The organism is Streptomyces sp. NBC_01515 (assembly GCF_045040345.1).
Lineage (GTDB): Bacteria > Actinomycetota > Actinomycetes > Streptomycetales > Streptomycetaceae > Streptomyces.
Genome location: NZ_CP109416.1, coordinates 2,280,883 through 2,299,913, shown reverse-complemented (window position 1 = coordinate 2,299,913; position 19,031 = coordinate 2,280,883). Strand labels below are relative to the sequence as shown.

The following is a 19,031-nucleotide window of genomic DNA, read 5'->3' as shown; positions in this document are numbered from 1 at the left end:
CGGGCGCCCCCGACCCACTCGCCCCACTGATTCACCCCGGCGCCACGAACCCCGACTCGTACGCCGCGATCACCGCCTGCGTACGGTCCCGCGCCCCCAGCTTCGCCAGTACGCCGCTCACATGCGACTTCACCGTCTCGGTCCCGACGACCAGCCGGGCGGCGATCTCCGCGTTCGACAGACCCCGCGCCATCAGCCGCAGCACCTCGGCCTCACGCTCGGTCAGTTGGGCCCGCTCCATGACCGCGCGGGCCGCCCGGTTCCCGCCGTCGTCGCCGTACTCGGCGGCCAACTGCCGTACGGAGGCCGGGAACAGCAGCGAGTCCCCCTCGGCCACCAGTCGCACCGCGTGCACGATCTCGGCCGGCCGCGCCCGCTTCAGCAGGAACCCGTCGGCACCGGCGCGCAGCGCCTCGTACACGTACTCGTCGTTCTCGAAGGTCGTGATGACCAGGATCTTCGGCGGATCGTCGACCGTGCGCAGCACCGCGCGCGTGGCCTCGATGCCGTCCAGGAGCGGCATCCGTACGTCCATGGCGACCACGTCCGGCCGCAGCTGCCGCACCAGCGGGATCACCGCCGCCCCGTCGGCGGCCTCCCCGACCACCTCGATGTCCGGCTGCGCCTCCAGTACGGCCCGCAGACCCGCGCGTACGAGGGGTTCGTCATCGACCAGGAGAACGGTGACCGGCATCCGGCCAGCCTAGATCAGCCCAGCGGCAGCACCGCGTGCACCTGCCAGTCACCCTCGTCGGGCCCGGTGTACGCGTGCCCGCCGAGCAGTGCGGCCCGCTCGCGTATACCCCGTAGACCACTGCCCCGTCCCGGGCCCGGTATCGCCGCCGTCAGCGGACTACGGACCTCCAGATCGAGGGTGCCGTCGGCGACCCCGATACGGACCCGCACGGGGACGGAACCCGCGTGCCGCAGCACATTGGTCAGTGCCTCCTGCAGGATCCGGTACCCCTCCCGGGAGACCGGCCCCGGCACCGTCTCCAACGACCCGGTCACCTCCGCGTCGACCTTCGCCCCGGAGGCCCGCGCCGACTCCAGCAGCCGGTCGGCGTCCACCAGCGTCGGCCGACTGCTCACCGGCCGCTCCGCCTCCCGCAACACGCCCAGCACCCGCTCCAGGTCCTCCAGCGCGGCCCGACCGGTCTCCTCGATGGCACCCAGCGCCCGCTCGGTGAACTCCGGGTCGCCCGCCGCCCGGGCGGCACCCGCCTGTACCACCGCCACCGTCAGCGCGTGACCGATGGAGTCGTGCAACTCCCGCGCGATGCGCGTGCGTTCCAGTAGCTGCTCGGTGCGCTCCTCCAGGGCGGCGAGCTGCTCCGCGCGCGAGGGGCCGAGCAGCTTCCGGGCCAGCAGTGTGGCCAACTTGCCCAGGCCGACAACGGCGGCGTACAAGGCGATCAGGGGGAGCGGCGCCAGCAAGGCGTACCACCCGCTCGGCGCGGCCTCCTTGAGGATCGGGACGCCATCGGGCACGCGCCCGCGTGCGACCTCGATCAGCTGGAAGGCGATGATCGGCAGCCAGACACAGGCGAACGCGGTCACCCAGCCCAGAGCCATCCGGGCCTCCAGCCACAGCATGGTCCGGCCCCGGTCCCGCCAGGTCGCCGAAGGCGCCACGGAGATCCCCGAGTCCTCCTTGCCCGGAGTCAGCAGCAATTGCGCCTGTACCCCTTCACCGATCCGCACGGCCGGGATCAGGGCGACCGGGATCAGCGCGAGCGCCGGTGCGTAAGGCGTTTCCGGGCTGATCAGGATCCACACGGCGGTGAGCAGCATCGGCACCCAGAGGTGCAGCAGACGTGTGTACGTCGTCCCCCGGAGCAGCGGGCGCAGGAAGCGGGCCATTCCGACATCGTGACACCCAGCACTGACAATCGGCCTCCCCCGGGCGGGGGAGACGATCTCCACCGGCGGGGGAGGCCTCAACCCCCTTGACCGGCCAGGCTGTTGGCCATGACCAGCATCGACGTACGAGACCTCACCAAGGAGTACGGCACCCGGCGGGCCGTGGACCACGTCACCTTCGGCGTCCGTCCCGGCAAGGTCACCGGCTTCCTCGGCCCCAACGGCGCCGGAAAGTCCACCACCATGCGCCTCGTCCTCGGTCTCGACCGCCCCACCTCCGGAACCGCCACCATCGGAGGCCGCCCCTACGCCGCGCTCACCGAGCCGCTCCGCCACGTGGGTGCCCTGCTCGACGCGCAGGCCGCGCACGGCTCCCGTACCGCTCGCGACCATCTGCGCTTCCTGGCGGCGAGCAACCGCATCGCGGCCACCCGGGTCGACGCGGTGCTGGAGGAGACGGGACTCGCGTCGGTCGCGCGGCACCGGGTGAAGACGTACTCCCTGGGCATGCGTCAGCGGCTGGGCATCGCAGGTGTCCTCCTGGGCGACCCCGAGGTGGTCCTGCTGGATGAGCCGGCGAACGGCCTCGACCCCGAAGGCATCGTTTGGATCCGGGAGTTGCTGCGCCGACTGGCGGCGGAGGGCCGTACGGTCCTGGTCTCCAGCCACCTGATGAACGAGACCGCGTCCTTCGCCGATCATCTCGTGGTCCTCGGCCGCGGCCGACTCCTGGCCGACACCCCGATGCGGGACTTCATCGACGCGCGCGTGCAACCTCACGTACGCATCCGTACGACGGACGCCGGCGCCCTCAAGAGCGCGCTCGCCGGGCAAGGTCTCGACGCCGTGGAGCAGGAGGACGGCCACTGGACCGTGGCGCACGCACGCGTGGACGCGATCGGCACCCTGTTGTCCGCGACCGGCGTACCGATCCTCGAACTGACCCCCACCGAGGGCACGTTGGAGCAGGCCTACCTCGATCTGACCGCCACGGAGACCGAGTTCACCGCACCGCGCCAGGAGGCCCGACCATGACGTTCACGCCCGTGTTCCACTCCGAGTGGATCAAGATTCGTACCCTGCGCTCACAGGTCGCGGCCCTCGCCATGATCCTCGCGGTGACGGCGATCTTCTCCGTGCTCGCCTCGTCCGACACCGGAGGCGACGACTTCGACCCGCTGTTCGCGGTCTTCTTCGGCGTGACCTTCGGCCAGATCGCGGCGATCGCCTTCGGCACGACCGCCGTGTCCTCCGAGTTCCAGGGCGGAGCGCTACGACTGTCGCTGGCCGCGGTGCCGCACCGGGGGCGCTGGTTCGCGGCCAAGGCGACGGCGATCGCCGTACCCGTGTTCGCCGTCGGCCTGGTCACCGGCGTGGTGACACTGGTGGTCGGCAAGGCGGTGCTGGGCGACGAGGCCGACGGGCTCGGCTGGGCGGAACAGGTGCGCGGTGTGGTCGGCTGCGCCGTCTATCTCACGCTGATGGCGCTGCTCGCGGCCGGTCTCACGGCGGTGCTGCGCAGCGGAGTGGCGACGCTGAGCATCGTCATACCGCTCCTGCTCATCGTGTCCTTCGTGGTCGGCGACGCGTCGAGCGGCCTCGCGGACCTCCTGCCCGACCGGGCCGGCCAGGTGGCACTCCACGAGACCTGGGCCGGGGCGACGGGACCGTGGACCGGGCTCGGGGTAACGGCGCTGTGGGCTGCGGCGGCGTTGGCGGCGGGTGCGTGGAGCGTGCGGCGCCGGGACGCCTGACGTGCCGGAACGTTTGGCCTCAAGGGGGAACTGACGCCCCGCCAATTGTCAGTGGGGGCCGGTTTACTGGAGGCATGAACATCACGCACTGGCCGGCGACGATCGACCTGCTGTGCACCCGGGACTTCCCCGCGGAGCACGGCAGGACGGACGTGGGCACGGGGGGACCCGGCTATCACATCGCCGAATTACAGACGAGCGGCGACTTCTGGGAGGACGGCGGGACGGAGCGGGAGGAGACCGAGGCACAGTACGAGATCGACCGGGACGGACTCGGCGAGCGGCTGATCGCACGCTGGGGAGCGTCCCAAGTCATCAGCCTGGCCGGAGCGTTCGAGCGGTCGCAGGGCGGCGAGGACATACCGGAGCCCTGGGCCTCGCTCAGCGCGCACGTGCCGGACGTACACCTGTGGAAGTCGCCGGAGACCGGCCGGTGGATCGCCCTCGGCGTGTCCCAGTGGGACAAGGAACTCCCGTTCCAACTCCTGGCCGTCATAGCGGAGATGGACCCGCTGTGAGGATCTAGTCCTGCGCGGCGACCCGCAGCCGCCCGAACTCCTCGGCCATCGTCGCCGCCGTCCAGTGCGCGTTCAGCCCGCTCGGATTGGGCAGCACCCACACCCGCGTGTCCCCGAACGTCCGCTCCTGCGGGCCCACTTGGGCCTTCTTGTCGTCGAACGCGGCCCGGTATGCCGTGACCCCGAGTACAGCCAGCCACCGCGGCTTCCAGCCCGTCAGCTTCGACGCGAGGAGCTGCCCGCCCTCGCGGTACTCCTCCGGGCTCAGCTCGTCGGCCCGGGCCGTCGCCCGTGCCACCACGTTCGTGATGCCGAGCCCGAACGACAGCAACTCGCCCTGCTCCGACGGCTTCATGAGCCTCGGGGTGAAGCCGGACAGATGCAGCACCGGCCAGAAGCGGTTTCCGGGACGGGCGAAGTGGTGGCCCGTGGCCGCCGTCATCAGACCGGGGTTGATGCCGCAGAACAGCACGGCGAGGCCGTCCGCGACGACGTCCGGTACGAGACGGTCGCGGGCGGCCTCCAGCTCGGCCTGGGTGAAGCGGGTCAGAGGATCGCCCCAGGGGTGTAACCCGCGGCCTCCGGGTGCTGCTTCGCGAGCTCCTCGACCCGGGCGACGACGACGGCGACCTGGTCGGCCGCGGCACCCGTGAAGGACAGCTTGTCGGCCATCAGCGCGTCCAACTGGGCGCGGTCCAGCGGGATACGCTCGTCGGCGGCGAGCTTGTCCAGCAGCTCGTTGCGCTCGGCGCCCTGCTCGCGCATCGCCAGCGCGGAGGCGACGGCGTTCTCCTTGATGGCCTCGTGCGCGACCTCGCGGCCGACACCCGCGCGGACCGCGGCCATGAGCACCTTGGTCGTCGCGAGGAACGGCAGGTAGCGGTCCAGCTCCCGCGCGACGACGGCCGGGAAGGCGCCGAACTCGTCGAGCACGGTCAGGAACGTCTCCAGCAGCCCGTCGAGCGCGAAGAACGCGTCGGGGAGGGCCACCCGGCGCACCACGGAGCAGGACACATCGCCCTCGTTCCACTGGTCGCCGGCCAGCTCGCCCGTCATCGACGCGTAGCCGCGCAGGATGACCATGAGGCCGTTGACGCGCTCGCAGGAACGGGTGTTCATCTTGTGCGGCATCGCGGAGGAACCGACCTGGCCCGGCTTGAAGCCCTCGGTGACCAGCTCGTGCCCGGCCATGAGCCGGATCGTCTTCGCGAGCGACGAGGGCGCCGCCGCGACCTGCACCAGCGCGGTCACGACCTCGTAGTCCAGCGAGCGCGGGTACACCTGGCCGACCGAGGTGAACGCCTGCGAGAAGCCCAGGTGGGAGGCGATCCGCTGCTCCAGCTCCGCGAGCTTCGCCGCGTCGCCGCCGAGCAGGTCCAGCATGTCCTGCGCCGTGCCCACCGGCCCCTTGATGCCGCGCAGCGGGTAACGACCGAGCAGCTCCTCGACCCGGCCGTAGGCCACGAGCAGCTCGTCGGCGGCGGTCGCGAAACGCTTGCCCAGGGTGGTCGCCTGCGCGGCCACGTTGTGCGAGCGGCCGGCCATGACCAGCTCGCCGTACTCACCGGCCAGCTTGCCGAGACGCGCCAGAACGGCCACCGTACGGTCGCGCATGAGCTCCAGCGAGAGCCGGATCTGCAACTGCTCGACGTTCTCCGTCAGGTCCCGGGACGTCATGCCCTTGTGGACCTGCTCGTGCCCGGCGAGATCGTTGAACTCCTCGATCCGCGCCTTCACGTCATGCCGCGTGACCTTCTCGCGCTCGGCGATCGAGGCCAGGTCGACCTGGTCGAGCACCCGCTCGTAGTCCGCGATCGCCGCGTCCGGCACCTCGATCCCGAGGTCCTTCTGGGCCCGCAGTACCGCGAGCCAGAGCTGCCGCTCCAGCTTCACCTTCTGCTCGGGAGACCAGAGCGTGGCGAGCTCGGCGGAGGCGTAACGTCCGGCGAGGACGTTCGGGATGCGGGGCTTGGCGGGAGCGGGAGTCACGTGTACGGAGTTTACCCGGCGTCCTTGAGGGGTCCGGACCGTCAGTTCGGTGCGGAGATCCCAGGTCTCCCAGGTCAAGGACGCTCCGGGCAGGGGCCCCGAGACCGCGCGTCCGCCTCGAACCCGATTGGGTGATTACCCCCAGTAGGCGGCAACCACACGCCGTCATTACAAGTCACACATCTCGCATTCGTCAGCGAGGACCTCAGGGGGACACATGAGCAACCAGCCGCCCTACCCGCCACAGCAGCCCGGTTGGGGCAACGGTCAACAGCCTTACGGGCAGCCCCCGTTCCAGCCGCAACCCCCGAAGAAGCGCTCGGTCGGGAAGGTCGTCGGCCTCGGCTGTCTCGGCATCGTCGGGCTGTTCGTCGTCATCCTCATCGTCGTCGCCATTGGAGGAGGCAGCAGCAACCACGACTCCAGCGGCAGTGGCAACTCGAAGAGCGCGGCGCCCGCCGGCAAGAGCTCCGACAAGGCCGCCGATACGAAGAAGAACGACACCAAGAAGGACGCCACCGACGGCAAGGTCGTCTTCAAGGTGTGGGGCACCGCCCCCGCCGGTGCCCTCGGCGGTCTCGACATCGGCTACGGCTCCGACTCGGACACGAGAAAGGGCACGTTCAAGGACGGCAAGTTCGAGGCGACGCTCACCCTCGACAAGGACGCCATGTACTACAACGTGAACGCGCAGCTCCAGGGCTCCGGAGACATCAACTGCTCGGTCACCGCGGACGGAAAGACGAAGAAGGGCCACGCGTCCGGCGGCTACAACATCTGCAACGCGCAGCTGAGCAGCAACTTCACCGGGGGCTGGTCCTAGCCGGTTCCACGGGCGCGAGGACGTGAGCACCGGAACACGAACGGAACCGACTATCCCTGGGGGGACCATGGCCGACAGCAGCGTGCCACCCATGCCATCCATGCCGCCGAACGAACCGTCGCCACCGGCGAAGAGGCCGCGCACCAACCTCGTCGTCATCGGCTCGGCCGTCGCGGTCATCGCCGCCATCGTGGCCACCGGCGTCGTGGTCGTGCAGTCCGGGGCGGGCGAAAGCAAACCGGCTGCCACCGCCGAGTCGAACGCACCCGACGAGGACGCCGTCCCTGCGGAGCAGCCAACTCCGGAGCCGACCTACAGCGAAGTCGACGCCGACAGTTTCTCGATCGGGCTCAAGACCACCGCCCGGCAGTGCTTCGGGTCGGCGGGCTGCAACGTGACGGTCGAGCCGGACCTGACCTATCTGGGAGACAGCGAGGAGATCGATCCCGACGCCGTGTACGAGATCACCTACGAGATCCACGGCGATGAGTCCGGCCCGGTCATCGACACTGCCGAACTGTCGGAGGAGACGAACCTGAACTACACGCCGTCCGTGATCAGTACTGCTTCAGCGGGCACGAAGGTGTCCGTCGAGATCACGGACGTCTCGGTCCAGGCGGTGTGAGGCCCCGCGGGTGGGGTGAACACGGCCCCGCTCCTGGACGATCCCGGGCGGGGCCGTCACCAGCCCCACGTCACGGTCGGGATCCCCGCCCACGGAACGCACATCACTTCCCGAACTCCCCACCATCAACGAGCTCCGCCAACACCCCCGCATGACAGACCAACGGCGCACACCAGCAAGCCAGCACCCGCCCCCGCAACGCCGGCACCAGCTCCAGCAGATAAGGCCGCTCCAGCAGATACGCCCGGTACATCGCCATCACCTCCGCGCGCGTGCCGTCCCGGCGGCGCGTGGGGGTGTCGTAGGCGAAGGGGTTGTAGAGCGGGTGGCGGGGCAGGTCCCAGCCGCCGAGGGTCCAGCGGCGGCCTACGTAGACGATGTCGTCCGGGGCGAGTTCCAGGCGGGGGCCGTACTCGTGGATGTGGCCCCTGATGTTGATCACCCGCGTGGTCATGTGGAGTTACGCCACCGGGCCCTCGTACGAGAGCAGGTCCGGGCGTTTGGGGGAGAGGCCGTCGCCCGAGGAGCGGCCCGTGAGGCGGCGGCCGATCCAGGGGAGCAGGTACTGGCGGGTGAAGCGGGCGTCCTCGACGCGGCGGGCGGTCCAGTTCGGGGGCGGGGTCGGCGGCATCGGGGTGCGCCACTCCGGGTCCTCGGGTTCGTGGCCGAGGGTCTGCCAGACCGCCTCGGCGACGCGGCGGTGGCCATCGGCCGTGAGGTGGAGCCGGTCGACGTCCCAGGCGCGCTGGTCGGCGAGCGAGGGGGCGCCGTACAGGTCGACGACCAAGGCGCCGTGCCGGTCGGCGAGGTCGTCGACGCAAGCGAAGAGTTCCTCCATGCGCGGCCGGAATCGCTGCTGGACCGGGCCCTCGCGGCCGGGGCTGCGCATCAGGACCAGGTGCTTGCAGGCCGGGGTGAGGCGTTCGACGGCCTCCTCCAGCAGGGCGCGGACCCGGCCCATGTCGCACTTGGGGCGCAGGGTGTCGTTCAGGCCGCCGACCAGCGTGATCACATCGGGCTGCATGGCCGCCGCCGGGCCGACCTGCTCCTCGACGATCTGCGCGATCAACTTGCCGCGCACGGCGAGGTTGGCGTACCGGAAGCCGGGCGTCCGGGCGGCCATCCGGCCGGCGAGGAGGTCGGCCCAGCCCCGGTAGGTGCCGTCCGGGAGCCGGTCCGACATGCCCTCGGTGAAGGAGTCGCCGATCGCGACCAGGCTGGTGTGTGTGGGGTTCGTCTGCATGGCGACGAAGATGATATCCCGCGTCCGTACCCGCCGGTAGGTCGGCCTCCGCCATGACCGATGACCGGCCGTGGCGTGGGCCCCGGCGGCCCGGCGGGGCCCCGACCCGCTGTCGGAAGCGGGCCCGCAAAGCCACTCGCCGAGCCAAGGATCTGCCACCAGCCACCAGCCACCAGCCACCAGCCACCAGCCACCAGCCACCAGCCACCAGCCACCAGCCATCGGCCGGGAACGAGCCCGAGTCACCGGCCAGGTTCCGACGCGTCCCGCGCGGGGCTCACGGCCTGCCGCCTACCCGTCGCACACCGCGCCGCCGCCTACCGCCCCGGACCAGCCACACGCTCGACCCGGCACCCGGCAACCGGCAACCCACACCCGGCGCCAAGGACCAGGCACCCGCACCGACCGCCCCCTCACTCCCTCACGCCCGCTGCCCGAACAGCTCCCGCAGCACGTCCTCCATGGTCACCAGCCCCGTCAACCGCCCCTCCTCATCGAGCACCGCCGCGAGATGCGTACGGCTGCTGCGCATCGCCGTGAGGACGTCGTCCAGCGGGGTGCTCTCCTTCACGTTGGCGATGGAGCGCATGTCCTCCACCTTGAACGGCTCGTTGCGCGGCGAGGCGTCCAGCGCGTCCTTGACGTGCAGGTAGCCGATGATGCGGCGCTCGCCGTCCACCACCGGGAAGCGGGAGAAGCCGGACTCGGCCGACAGCACCTCCAACTCGGCCGGGGTGATACCCGCGACGACATAGTCGACGCGTTCGAGGGGGAGCACGACGTCCCGCACGGGCCGCCTGCCCAGCTCCAGCGCGTCGTTCAGCCGCTCCAGGGCCCGTTCGTCGATGAGCCCCGCCTCGCCGGAGTCCCGTACGATCCGGGCGAGTTCGGCGTCCGAGAAGGATGCCGTGACCTCGTCCTTGACCTCGACCCGGAGCAGCTTGAGCAGCGTGTTGGCGAACGTGTTGATCGTGAAGATCACCGGGCGCAGCGCCCGCGACAACGCCACCAGCGGCGGTCCGAGGACCAGCGCGCTGCGCACCGGCTCGGCCAGCGCGATGTTCTTCGGCACCATCTCGCCGAGCAGCATGTGCAGATAGGTCGCCGCGGCGAGCGCGATCACGAAGGACACCGCGTGCCCCGCGCCCTCCGGTACGCCGACCGCGTGGAACACCGGTTCCAGCAGATGGGCGATCGCCGGTTCCGCGACGATGCCGAGCACCAAGGTGCAGAGCGTGATGCCGAGTTGGGCCGCGGCCATCAGCGCCGACACGTGCTGCAGACCCCACAGCACACTCTTGGCCCGCCGGTCGCCCTCCTCGGCGTGCGGCTCGATCTGGCTGCGGCGCACCGAGATCAACGCGAACTCGGCGGCCACGAAGAAGGCGTTGACGACCAGCGTCGCCAACCCGATCAGCAGTTGTACGGCGGTCACAGCTCCCCCTTCACGGAATCGGAACCGGAGTCCGACCCGGAGTCGTCAGGCGGCGCGTGCAGCAGCAGCCGTGCCGCCCTGCGCCCCGACGCGTCCACCACGTCGATCCGCCACCCGACGACCTCGACGAGGTCCCCGACCTCCGGAATCCGCCCCAGCTCATTGGCCACCAGACCGGCCAGCGTCTCGTACGGTCCCTCCGGCGCCCGCAGTCCCACGCGCGCGAGCTGGTCCATCCGGGCGGCGCCGTCCGCCGAGTACAGCGTGCGGCCGTCGTCGTCCGCCCCGGCCGGGGCCAGGTCGGGCGTCTCGTGCGGGTCGTGCTCGTCCCGCACCTCTCCTACGACCTCCTCGACGATGTCCTCCAGGGTCGCGACCCCCGCCGTACCGCCGTACTCGTCGATGACGACCGCCATCGTGCGCTTGCCCGACAGCCGGTCCAGGAGGCGGTCCACGGTCAGGGACTCCGGGACGAGGAGGGGTTCGCGCATGACCTCGGAGAGGGGGAAGCGGGGGCGGCGGTCCGCCGGAACCGCCAACACGTCCTTGATGTGGACCGTGCCGACGACCTCGTCCAGATTGCCGCGGAAGACCGGGAACCGGGACAGCCCGGTCGCCCGGGTCGCGTTCGCCACGTCCTCGCAGGTCGCCTGGGCGTCGAGGGCGACGACCTGGACGCGGGGCGTCATCACGTTCTCCGCGGTGAGGTCGGCGAGGTTGAGGGTCCGGACGAACAGCTCGGCCGTGTCCGGCTCCAGGGCGCCCTCCCTGGCGGAGTGCCGGGCCAGCGCGGCCAGCTCCTGCGGCCCGCGCGCGGAGGCCAGCTCCTCGGCCGGCTCCAAGCCGAAGGCCCGCACCACGTGGTTGGCCGTGTTGTTCAGATGGCTGATGAACGGGCGGAACGCGGCACTGAACCACCGCTGCGCGTTCCCCACCCGCTTCGCCACGCTGAGCGGCGACGAGATCGCCCAGTTCTTCGGCACCAGCTCGCCGACGACCATCAGGAACACCGTCGACAGCGCCGTGCCCAGCACCAGCGCGACGGACTTCGACGCGGAGTGCGAGATGCCCAGCGATTCGAGCGGGCCCGCGATCAGTGCGGCGATCGACGGCTCGGAGAGCATGCCGACGACCAGATTGGTGACGGTGATGCCGAGCTGCGCCCCGGAGAGCTGGAACGTCAGATTCCGTACGGCCTTCAGGGCACCCGCGGCGCCCCGCTCGCCGCGCTCGACCGCGCGCTCCAGCTCGCCACGCTCGACGGTGGTCAGCGAGAACTCGGCCGCGACGAAGGCGCCGCAGAGGAGCGAGAGCAGGATCGCCACCAGCAGCAGAAGCACTTCGGTCATCGGGTCACCTCCGTCCCATGATCGGACAGGGCAGGGAGGTTCGCGCGATGTCGCGTACTGGGAGGCTCGCCCATGGGCGGACGCTCACACCTTTCGTGGAGTTCTGGAACTACGAGTCGTCCGCCAATAGTAAAGGATCAGCAAAGTGATCAGGTGGTGAGATGCTTCACCCAGCGCCGCCACTGTTCCTCGGGTGCGTACCCGGCCGCGCGCCACGCATGCCGGCCGGTCTCGTTGCGCTCCAGCACCATCGCGTCCCCGCGGCGCCCGCCCAACGCCACGAACCGCTCCTCGGCGGCGGTGAGCAGCGCCGAGCCGATGCCCCGTCGACGCTGCTCCGGGTGTACGGCCAACCGGTACAGGTGGCAGCGCCAGCCGTCGAAACCGGCGATCACGGACCCGACGAGCCGCCCGTCGCGTTCCGCGAGGATCAGCGCGTCCGGGTCCCTGCTGATCAGCCGGGCCACGCCGTCGCGGTCGTCGCTGATGCTCGTGCCCTCGGCGGCCTCGCGCCAGAACGCCAGCACGGCGTCGATGTCGGTCGGGGCTGCGCTACGGATATGAAGATCACTCATGGGACGAGCCAAGCAGAGGGACGGCGGGCGCGGCGAGTGGGTTTCGGCGCAGTTCCTCGGCCACCGGCGCGAACGCCTCCACGTACGGCTCCAGCACGGTGAGATACGAGAACCCGTACCGGTCGCGCAGCGCGCGCAGCTTCGCGGTGATCTGGTCCAGCGTGCCGACCAGGAAGACGGGCAGGTCCAGCACGTGCTCCAGGGACAGGTCCGGCCGGCGGTCCAGCAGCGGCCGGAGCGCGCTCGCGGGGTCGTCCGTCACGGCCACCATCTGGATCAGGAGGTTGAGTTCGGCCGCTTCCTCGCGGTCGGCCGCGAACTCCCGGTACCGGGCGACCCGTTGACCGAACCCGGCGGCGTCGACCGGCGCCAGCTTGCCCGTCGTACTGCCTGGTTCGAGGCTCGCCCCCGCGAACGCCGCGATGTCCGCGTGCTCGGCGGTCAGGCGCAGCATGCGGTCGCCGTTGCCGCCGAGGAGCAGCGGTACGCGGCACTTCGCGGCGTCCAGCAGCCGCTCCAACTCCTCGACAGTGCGCCGCAGTTGGTCGACGCGCTCACCCGGCGAACCGAAGGGCAGGCCGGCCGTGTCGTGCTCCGACTGTACGTACCCGGTGCCGAGGCCGAGTTCGAGGCGTCCACCGGTCAGGTCGTCGGTCGTCGTCACCTCGCGGGCCAGCAGCGTCGGGTTCCAGAAGCCCGCGTTGAGCACGAACGTGCCCACCTGGGGCCGTTCGGTCGCGTCCGCCGCGGCGACCAGTGCCGGGAAGGGCGCGACCATGTCGAGGTGGTCGGGGACCAGGATCACGTCGTAGCCCAGCTCCTCGACCCGACGGCATCTCGCGCGCCACTCGTCGGCAGGTGAGGACGTGAGCAGGCTGGCTCCGAAGCGGAACGGGCGCGGCATGAACTCTCCTCGCAGGCAGGTGACCTGACTGGGCGTCACTTGATGTGAGTCGCTGTCGCGATTCCATCACTCGTGCGCGATAGCCGCCAGCACGTTCATACGCGACGCGCGCAGCGCCGGCAGCAGTGCCGCCACGATGCCGACGACCGCCGAGCCGATCACCACCGCGACGATCGTGGTCCACGGGATCGCGAGCGCCTTCATGCCCTGGAGGGCCAGGACTTGCTGCGCGCACACGCCCCACACCAGGCCGAGACCGAGCCCGAGTACCGCGCCGAACACCGCGATCACCACCGACTCCAGCCGGATCATCCGCCGCAGTTGGCGCCGCCCGAGGCCGATCGCGCGCAGCAGGCCGATCTCGCGGGTACGCTCCACGACCGACAGGGCAAGAGTGTTGACCACGCCGAGCACCGCGATGACGATCGCCAGCCCGAGCAGGGCGTACACGAGATAGAGCAGGACGGCGATCTGGTCGTGGACGAGCTTCTTGTAGTCGGCCTGGTCGCGGACCTGGACCTGCGGATAGGGCTTCAGCGTCGTCTCAAGGGACTTGCGGAGCTGGTCGGCGCCGGTGCCGGAGGCGGCGTTCACGTAGAGCGAGGAGTCCTGGCCGTTCGGGACGTACTTCTCGACCGTGGCGATCCCGAAGAACAGCCCGCCCTGCGTCCCGAAACCGCCCGAGGAACCCTGATCGCTCAGGGCGCCCACCGTCAGCTTCGTGGTGCGGCCACCCGGGAACTCGACGGGGAGCACGCTGCCGAGCCGTACGCCGTGCTTCTTCGCGAAGTCGGCCTCCATGGCGAGGTGTCCGGCCGCGAGCGCCGAACTGGTGCCGCCCTGCGCGTACTTGATGTGGGCGACGTCGTCGAGCGGGGTGTCGTATCCGGCCGCCGTCGTCTCCACCCGCCTGCCGTCCGGCAGTTGGACCGCGAGGGGCGCGAAGCGGGCCCGTACGACGAGACCGACGCCCTGGGTCGCGCGCACCTGGTCCGTGACCTCCTTGGAGAACGGCAGGAAGTTGCCGTTCTGGATCACGAAGTCGGCGCCCAGGGTCTTGTCGATCTGCTGGTCGAAGGACTTGGACATGGACGCGCTCGCCACCGACATCCCGCCGACCAGCGCGAGCCCCACCATCAGCGCCGCCGCGGTGGCGCCCGTACGGCGCGGGTTGCGCAGGGCGTTGCGCTGGCTCATCCGGCCGACCGAGCCGAACAGGGCCGGGAAGGCGCCGCCCAGCACCCGGATCATCGGGCGGACCAGGAGTGGCCCCGCGATCACGGTCGCGATCAGCGTGAGGACGATACCGAGGCCCAGGAGGGAGGAGGACGAGGCCGTGCTCGTCGCGGCGGCACAGCCCGCCAGCGCGGCCACACCGATCGCCCCGACGATCGACCCCACGACCGCACGCACCCTCAACGGCCGCCCCACACCCGCGACTTCGGCGTCCGCGAGAGCCGCCATCGGAGAGACGGTCGCCGCGCGCCGGGCCGGGAGATACGCGGCGACGAAGGTGACTCCGACCCCAACGACGTACGCGGCCAAGGGAGTTGGCCAACCGACCACCATCTCCGTGGTCTTGAGGTTCATCCCGAACGCGGTCATCAGCTTGATCAGCCCGGCCGCGAGCCCGATCCCGGCCGCCAGACCGAGAGTTGAGCCCACCAGCCCGAGCAGCAGCGCCTCGGTGAGCACCGACCGCCGCACCTGCTTGCGGTCCGCTCCCAGGGCACGCAACAGGCCCAGTTCGCGGGTGCGTTGGGCGATCAGCATCGAGAACGTGTTGACGATCAGGAAGACACCGACCAGGACAGCGATGCCGGCGAAGCCGAGCATCACGTACTTGATCACGTCGAGGAAGCCGCCCAGATCGGCGGCGGCCGACTTCGCCTGCTCGGAGGCGGTCTTGATGTCGTACGTACCGGAGGAGTCGATCGCGGCGGTCACCCGCTGCTTGAGTGCGGCGTCGTCGACACCCTTCGCCGCGTCCACCGAGATGCTCGTGGCGCGGTCGGACGCGCCCAGCAGCTGGGACTTCGCGGTGGCGGGGTCGAGGAAGACCAGTGCGGCACCGGGGTTGGTGGTGGTGAAGGTGGCGATGCCGACGATCTTGACGTGGAAGGTGCCCGGCTGCGCCTGGACCGCCAGGGTGTCACCGATCTTCACGTGCTTGTTGTCGGCGGTGTCGGCGTCCAGGAGGGCCTCGCCGGCGCCCTGCGGGGCATGGCCCGAGGTCAGTTTCACCGGGCTGCGGTCGGTGAGGTACCAGTCGGTGGCGATGGTGGGCGCGCCGGTGGTCGGCCCGACGGACTTGTTGTCGCTGTCGACGACCACGATGTTCTCGACGGACACGTCCGCGTGGGTCGCGGCGACCCCGGCGACCTTCGCCACCCGCGCGGCGAGCGAGGCGGGCACGGTCTCGGTCGCGCCGGTCGGCACCGAGGACTTGAGGTCCTGCTTCGGCTCGACGGTCACATCGGCGGACGTGGAGGCGAAGAGCCGGTCGAAGGTACGTGTCACCGTGTCGGAGAAGATCAGACTGCCGGCCACGAACGCCACCGACAGCACCACGGCCAGCGCCGAGAGCAGCAGCCGCCCCTTGTGCGCGAGGAAACTCCGGAGGGTCGCCTTCAGCACGGGGTCAGTCCTTGTCGAGGGTTACGTCGGTCGTGTCCTTCGAGGGGCCGTCGAGCTGCCCCCTGGCCAGGTCGAAGCCGGGGGTCTGGGGGTCTCCCCCAGAAAAGAGGCGCATGCGCTCCAACACCCCCTCCGCCGTCGGCCGCTCCATCTCGTCCACGATCCGCCCGTCCCCGAGGAAGAGCACCAGGTCGGAGTGGGCGGCGGCGCCCGGGTCGTGGGTGACCATGACGACGGTCTGACCGAGATCGTCCACGGCGTCGCGCAGGAAGCCGAGCACTTCGAGGCCCGCCCGTGAGTCGAGGTTGCCGGTCGGCTCGTCGGCGAAGATCAGCTCGGGGCGGGAGGCGAGCGCCCGCGCGCAGGCCACGCGCTGCTGCTGGCCCCCGGACAGCTGGGACGGCCGGTGCTTGAGCCGGTCCCGCAGTCCGAGGGTGTCGATGACCTGGTCCAGCCACTCCTGGTCCGGCTTCTGCCCGGCGATGTCCATCGGCAGCGTGATGTTCTCGGCCGCGTTGAGGGTCGGGATGAGGTTGAACGACTGGAACATGAACCCGATCCGGTCCCGGCGCAGCCGCGTCAGCTCGCGGTCCTTCAGCCCCGTGATCTCGGTGTCGCCGAGCCACACCTGCCCGGCCGAAACGGTGTCGAGCCCCGCCAGGCAGTGCATCAACGTGGACTTACCGGAACCCGACGGACCCATCACCGCGGTGAAACGGCCGCGCGCGATGTCCACGTCCACCGAGTCCAGGGCGAGCACGGTCGTCTCGCCCGAGCCGTACGCCTTGGTCAGACCGTGGGCGCGGGCCGCGATCCCGCCGGCCGAGGCCTGGCCTGGAGCGTGTTCCGCAGCAGATGTGGACAAGACAGCCCCCTGGGATTCCCTCGCTCGTCGACGTCCCGGGACTCTCCGAGACGTACCGATCGTTTCTTCCGTGTTCTTCCGCCTTCGTCGCGGGCCGAGCCTAGTGTGACGCGCCACACAGCCGATATCCCCCGTGCGACCGAGACGGTCTCCACCGCAGGTCGGGCCCCGGACACCGGTGTAAGGGGCACTCTCCACCCGCCGTCCCCTCCCGGGTGAGCCCTTGCCGGTGCTAGCAATCCGGCGCTAGCGTCTAGGTATGGCGAAGACCCAGCTGAACGTACGCGTGGACGAGGGCACCGCCCGCGCGGCCCGTGAACGTGCCCTGGCGCGCGGCATGAGCGTCAACCGGTACATAGAAGAACTGGTCAGGCAGGACACCGGCGAGGTCGGCCACACCTTCGTCGAGGCCGCGGCCGACTTCATGAAGCAGTACGAGTCCGTCTTCGCCGACGAGTTCGGCACCGACGGGAAGCACACCCGCGAAGGTCGCCGCTGATCCCTTGAACAACCTCAGGATCGATCTCGCCTGGCTGCTGATGCTCGCCGAACACAACACACCCGGAGACCCCCAGGTCACCGACTGGGGCGCGCTCGTCGCCGCCGTCGCGCGCCACCAGGCCGACATATTCGACGTCCCGGTCTACGACAGCCCGCACGCCCGCGCTGCGTCCTTACTCCAACTCCTCATCCACGTCCCCGCGTTGGAGCGCTCGAACGCCCTCTTCGCCTCCGCCGTCGCGTACGCCTACCTCGTCGCCAGCGGCCTGAAGGTCGTCACCTCGCCCGAACAGGTCCGCGATCTGGCCCGGTTGGTCAAGAACGGTGAGGCGTCGGTCGACGACATCGCGCGCGAGCTGCGCCAGTGGAGCCTGTGACACCTCGTCTGTGATCACTCTTCGGCGTCAGGGCGCCAGGCGGTGCCCACGACGCAGTACGAGCTGGGCAGGGTCGGCCCCTTCTCCGGGATCAACACCCGCCGGTACGGCCCGAGTTCGAACCCCGCGTCGCGCAGCGCGGCGACCGGGTCGCGGGACAGATGGCAGCCGCCGTTCAGCGGCGGCCACAGCGTGCGGTCCAGGGCGCGCTGGGTGAACGCCATCGCCGGTCCGCCGCCCCGGCCGTGCTCGAAGAACCGTACGACTCCACCGGGCCGCAGTACCCGCCGTACCTCTGCGAGCGCTCGTGGCACATCGCGCACGCTGCACAGCACCAGGGACAGCACGACCGCGTCGAAGGCCTCGCTCTTGACGGGCAGCTTCTCGGCCGCGCCCGGCACGACGTCGACGGGGACCTCGGAGCGGAGCGCGGACTCAACGGCGAGCTGCCGCAGAGTCCGCTCGGGTTCGATCGCGACGACCTCCGAGACGGCGCTCGGATAGTGCGCGAAGTTCAGGCCGTTCCCGGCCCCGATCTCGATCACCCGCCCGGAGAGCCCGGCGAGCAGCCGGTCCCGCATCCCGGCGAGGCCGAACCGCGACTCGGCGCTCACGCTGAAACGGGCGTAGTAACGGGCGAACAGCGGGTGGTGGACGGCGTCCCGCGGCACAGTGCCGACTGTGCCGGAGCCTGCGGACCGTAGCGGCATGACGACCTCCCGGACCGGACCGGGCCGAAACCGGTCCCTACCGGGATTGTCCCCCCTGCCGCCCTTGACCACCCCCGCTGCCGCCGGGGATCGGGCGGGGCCGGGATCAGGAGATGAAGTCCCGGACCTGCTCGTAGACGCCGTAGTCGTTGTTCATGTCGGTGTGCGAGATGCACCCGACGTCGACGTTGGTCGCGCCGCTCAGCTCGGCCGAGGTGTCCGGGTCGATCGCCGCGTCGCAGTCCGACCAGTAGGCCGCGTACGACACGCTGCCCGGCGTCTCGTCACCGGAGTTGAGCGCCGTGAGGAACGAACTCCCCGTCTGCATCTCCTTGCAGGACGTGTACAGCCAGCCGCAGAGCGACGCGATGCTCGTCCCGTGGTTCACCCCGGCGACCGACACGAAGTCGTCGACGTACGAGGTCCCACCGAGGTTCTTGAGGTAGTAGCGGCTGTTGAGCGCACCCATGGAGTGGACCACCAGGTCGACCTTCGAGGCGCCGGTGCTGGCGAGGACGGACTGGATGTAGGTCGACAGCGTCGAAGCGGTCGTGACGTTCGACTTCGTCCAGTCGTAGGAGATCGCGTACAGCTCGGAGGACGAGTAGCCGTCCGCCTTGAAGTCCGCGATCCAGTCGTCCCAGCTGGTGGAGTCGCTGCTCAGACCGTGCACGAACACGATCGGGTTGTGGCTCGCTGCGTGAGCGGGCGTCGAGGCCAGGGAGAGTGACAGAAGGAGCGAGGTGGTCACGGCCGACAGGGCCGTGGCGATGCGACGCTTGCGGCGCTGCATGATGCCTCCTGATACGGGTGGGGTTGTCAGGAGTGTCAGCGCGGTCTACGCGCGCCGCATCGGCGATATC

At 70.3% G+C, this 19,031-nt stretch carries 21 protein-coding genes; 7 read left to right on the top strand and 14 right to left on the bottom strand.

The window, feature by feature from the left end; genetic code table 11:
* Positions 1-31: 31 nt before the first annotated feature.
* Complete coding sequence (locus tag OG407_RS10165) at positions 32-694, bottom strand: response regulator (RefSeq protein ID WP_405857053.1); 663 nt, start codon at positions 692-694, stop codon at positions 32-34.
* Between the two features lie 14 nt (positions 695-708).
* Complete coding sequence (locus OG407_RS10160) at positions 709-1,863, bottom strand: sensor histidine kinase (RefSeq protein WP_405857051.1); 1,155 nt, start codon at positions 1,861-1,863, stop codon at positions 709-711.
* Between the two features lie 108 nt (positions 1,864-1,971).
* Here OG407_RS10160 and OG407_RS10155 point away from each other — a divergent pair, with 108 nt between their 5' ends.
* The 3 genes from OG407_RS10155 (at position 1,972) to OG407_RS10145 (ending at position 4,135) form a co-directional block, all read left to right on the top strand.
* On the top strand, positions 1,972-2,898 hold the full coding sequence (locus OG407_RS10155; RefSeq protein WP_405857050.1) for an ABC transporter ATP-binding protein: 927 nt from the start codon (positions 1,972-1,974) through the stop codon (positions 2,896-2,898).
* Positions 2,895-3,617 (top strand): ABC transporter permease subunit, encoded by a 723-nt coding sequence (locus OG407_RS10150; RefSeq protein ID WP_405857048.1) that lies wholly within the window; start codon positions 2,895-2,897, stop codon positions 3,615-3,617. Before OG407_RS10155 ends, OG407_RS10150 begins: the two co-directional genes overlap by 4 nt.
* A gap of 74 nt (positions 3,618-3,691) precedes the next feature.
* Positions 3,692-4,135 (top strand): hypothetical protein, encoded by a 444-nt coding sequence (locus tag OG407_RS10145; RefSeq protein ID WP_405857046.1) that lies wholly within the window; start codon positions 3,692-3,694, stop codon positions 4,133-4,135.
* Positions 4,136-4,139: 4 nt separating this feature from the next.
* On the opposite strand, the gene mug is transcribed toward OG407_RS10145, so the two are convergent.
* Together mug and purB are read right to left on the bottom strand one after the other, a co-directional pair.
* On the bottom strand, positions 4,140-4,685 hold the full coding sequence (gene mug, locus OG407_RS10140) for a G/U mismatch-specific DNA glycosylase (RefSeq protein ID WP_405868351.1): 546 nt from the start codon (positions 4,683-4,685) through the stop codon (positions 4,140-4,142).
* Positions 4,682-6,124 (bottom strand): adenylosuccinate lyase, encoded by a 1,443-nt coding sequence (gene purB / locus OG407_RS10135; protein ID WP_403596711.1) that lies wholly within the window; start codon positions 6,122-6,124, stop codon positions 4,682-4,684. Before purB ends, mug begins: the two co-directional genes overlap by 4 nt.
* A 217-nt stretch (positions 6,125-6,341) precedes the next feature.
* Between purB and OG407_RS10130 the strand changes: the two genes are divergently transcribed.
* The gene (locus OG407_RS10130) at positions 6,342-6,947 is read left to right on the top strand and encodes a hypothetical protein (RefSeq protein WP_405857044.1); all 606 of its coding nucleotides are present in this window, start codon (positions 6,342-6,344) and stop codon (positions 6,945-6,947) included.
* A 91-nt stretch (positions 6,948-7,038) separates the two neighbouring features.
* Complete coding sequence (locus OG407_RS10125; RefSeq protein WP_405857043.1) at positions 7,039-7,572, top strand: hypothetical protein; 534 nt, start codon at positions 7,039-7,041, stop codon at positions 7,570-7,572.
* A gap of 103 nt (positions 7,573-7,675) precedes the next feature.
* Here OG407_RS10125 and OG407_RS10120 read toward each other — a convergent pair whose 3' ends face one another.
* The 8 genes from OG407_RS10120 to OG407_RS10085 form a co-directional block, all read right to left on the bottom strand.
* Positions 7,676-8,026 (bottom strand): DUF4326 domain-containing protein, encoded by a 351-nt coding sequence (locus OG407_RS10120; protein WP_405857041.1) that lies wholly within the window; start codon positions 8,024-8,026, stop codon positions 7,676-7,678.
* Between the two features lie 6 nt (positions 8,027-8,032).
* Entirely contained in the window at positions 8,033-8,815 is a 783-nt protein-coding gene (locus tag OG407_RS10115; RefSeq protein WP_405857039.1) for an SGNH/GDSL hydrolase family protein, read from the bottom strand.
* 421 nt (positions 8,816-9,236) lie between these two features.
* Positions 9,237-10,250 carry a hemolysin family protein gene (locus OG407_RS10110; RefSeq protein ID WP_405857037.1) on the bottom strand — a complete coding sequence of 338 codons (1,014 nt, stop codon included), beginning with the start codon at positions 10,248-10,250 and terminating at the stop codon, positions 9,237-9,239.
* Complete coding sequence (locus OG407_RS10105; protein ID WP_405857035.1) at positions 10,247-11,599, bottom strand: hemolysin family protein; 1,353 nt, start codon at positions 11,597-11,599, stop codon at positions 10,247-10,249. Before OG407_RS10105 ends, OG407_RS10110 begins: the two co-directional genes overlap by 4 nt.
* Before the next feature lie 149 nt (positions 11,600-11,748).
* Positions 11,749-12,174: a GNAT family N-acetyltransferase gene (locus OG407_RS10100; protein ID WP_405857033.1), complete on the bottom strand. Its 426-nt coding sequence runs from the start codon at positions 12,172-12,174 to the stop codon at positions 11,749-11,751.
* Complete coding sequence (locus OG407_RS10095) at positions 12,167-13,078, bottom strand: LLM class F420-dependent oxidoreductase (protein WP_405857031.1); 912 nt, start codon at positions 13,076-13,078, stop codon at positions 12,167-12,169. The genes OG407_RS10100 and OG407_RS10095 overlap by 8 nt, the downstream gene beginning before the upstream one ends.
* Before the next feature lie 66 nt (positions 13,079-13,144).
* Positions 13,145-15,715 (bottom strand): ABC transporter permease, encoded by a 2,571-nt coding sequence (locus OG407_RS10090; RefSeq protein ID WP_405857029.1) that lies wholly within the window; start codon positions 15,713-15,715, stop codon positions 13,145-13,147.
* 4 nt (positions 15,716-15,719) lie between these two features.
* Positions 15,720-16,580 carry an ABC transporter ATP-binding protein gene (locus OG407_RS10085; RefSeq protein ID WP_405857027.1) on the bottom strand — a complete coding sequence of 287 codons (861 nt, stop codon included), beginning with the start codon at positions 16,578-16,580 and terminating at the stop codon, positions 15,720-15,722.
* 259 nt (positions 16,581-16,839) lie between these two features.
* Between OG407_RS10085 and OG407_RS10080 the strand changes: the two genes are divergently transcribed.
* Positions 16,840-17,079: a toxin-antitoxin system HicB family antitoxin gene (locus tag OG407_RS10080; RefSeq protein ID WP_328684767.1), complete on the top strand. Its 240-nt coding sequence runs from the start codon at positions 16,840-16,842 to the stop codon at positions 17,077-17,079.
* Between the two features lie 4 nt (positions 17,080-17,083).
* Complete coding sequence (locus OG407_RS10075; RefSeq protein ID WP_403593842.1) at positions 17,084-17,458, top strand: fic family toxin-antitoxin system, toxin component; 375 nt, start codon at positions 17,084-17,086, stop codon at positions 17,456-17,458.
* A 14-nt stretch (positions 17,459-17,472) separates the two neighbouring features.
* Here OG407_RS10075 and OG407_RS10070 read toward each other — a convergent pair whose 3' ends face one another.
* On the bottom strand, positions 17,473-18,168 hold the full coding sequence (locus OG407_RS10070; protein ID WP_405857024.1) for a class I SAM-dependent methyltransferase: 696 nt from the start codon (positions 18,166-18,168) through the stop codon (positions 17,473-17,475).
* Between the two features lie 106 nt (positions 18,169-18,274).
* The gene (locus OG407_RS10065) at positions 18,275-18,961 is read right to left on the bottom strand and encodes an esterase/lipase family protein (protein WP_403593837.1); all 687 of its coding nucleotides are present in this window, start codon (positions 18,959-18,961) and stop codon (positions 18,275-18,277) included.
* Positions 18,962-19,031: the final 70 nt, after the last annotated feature.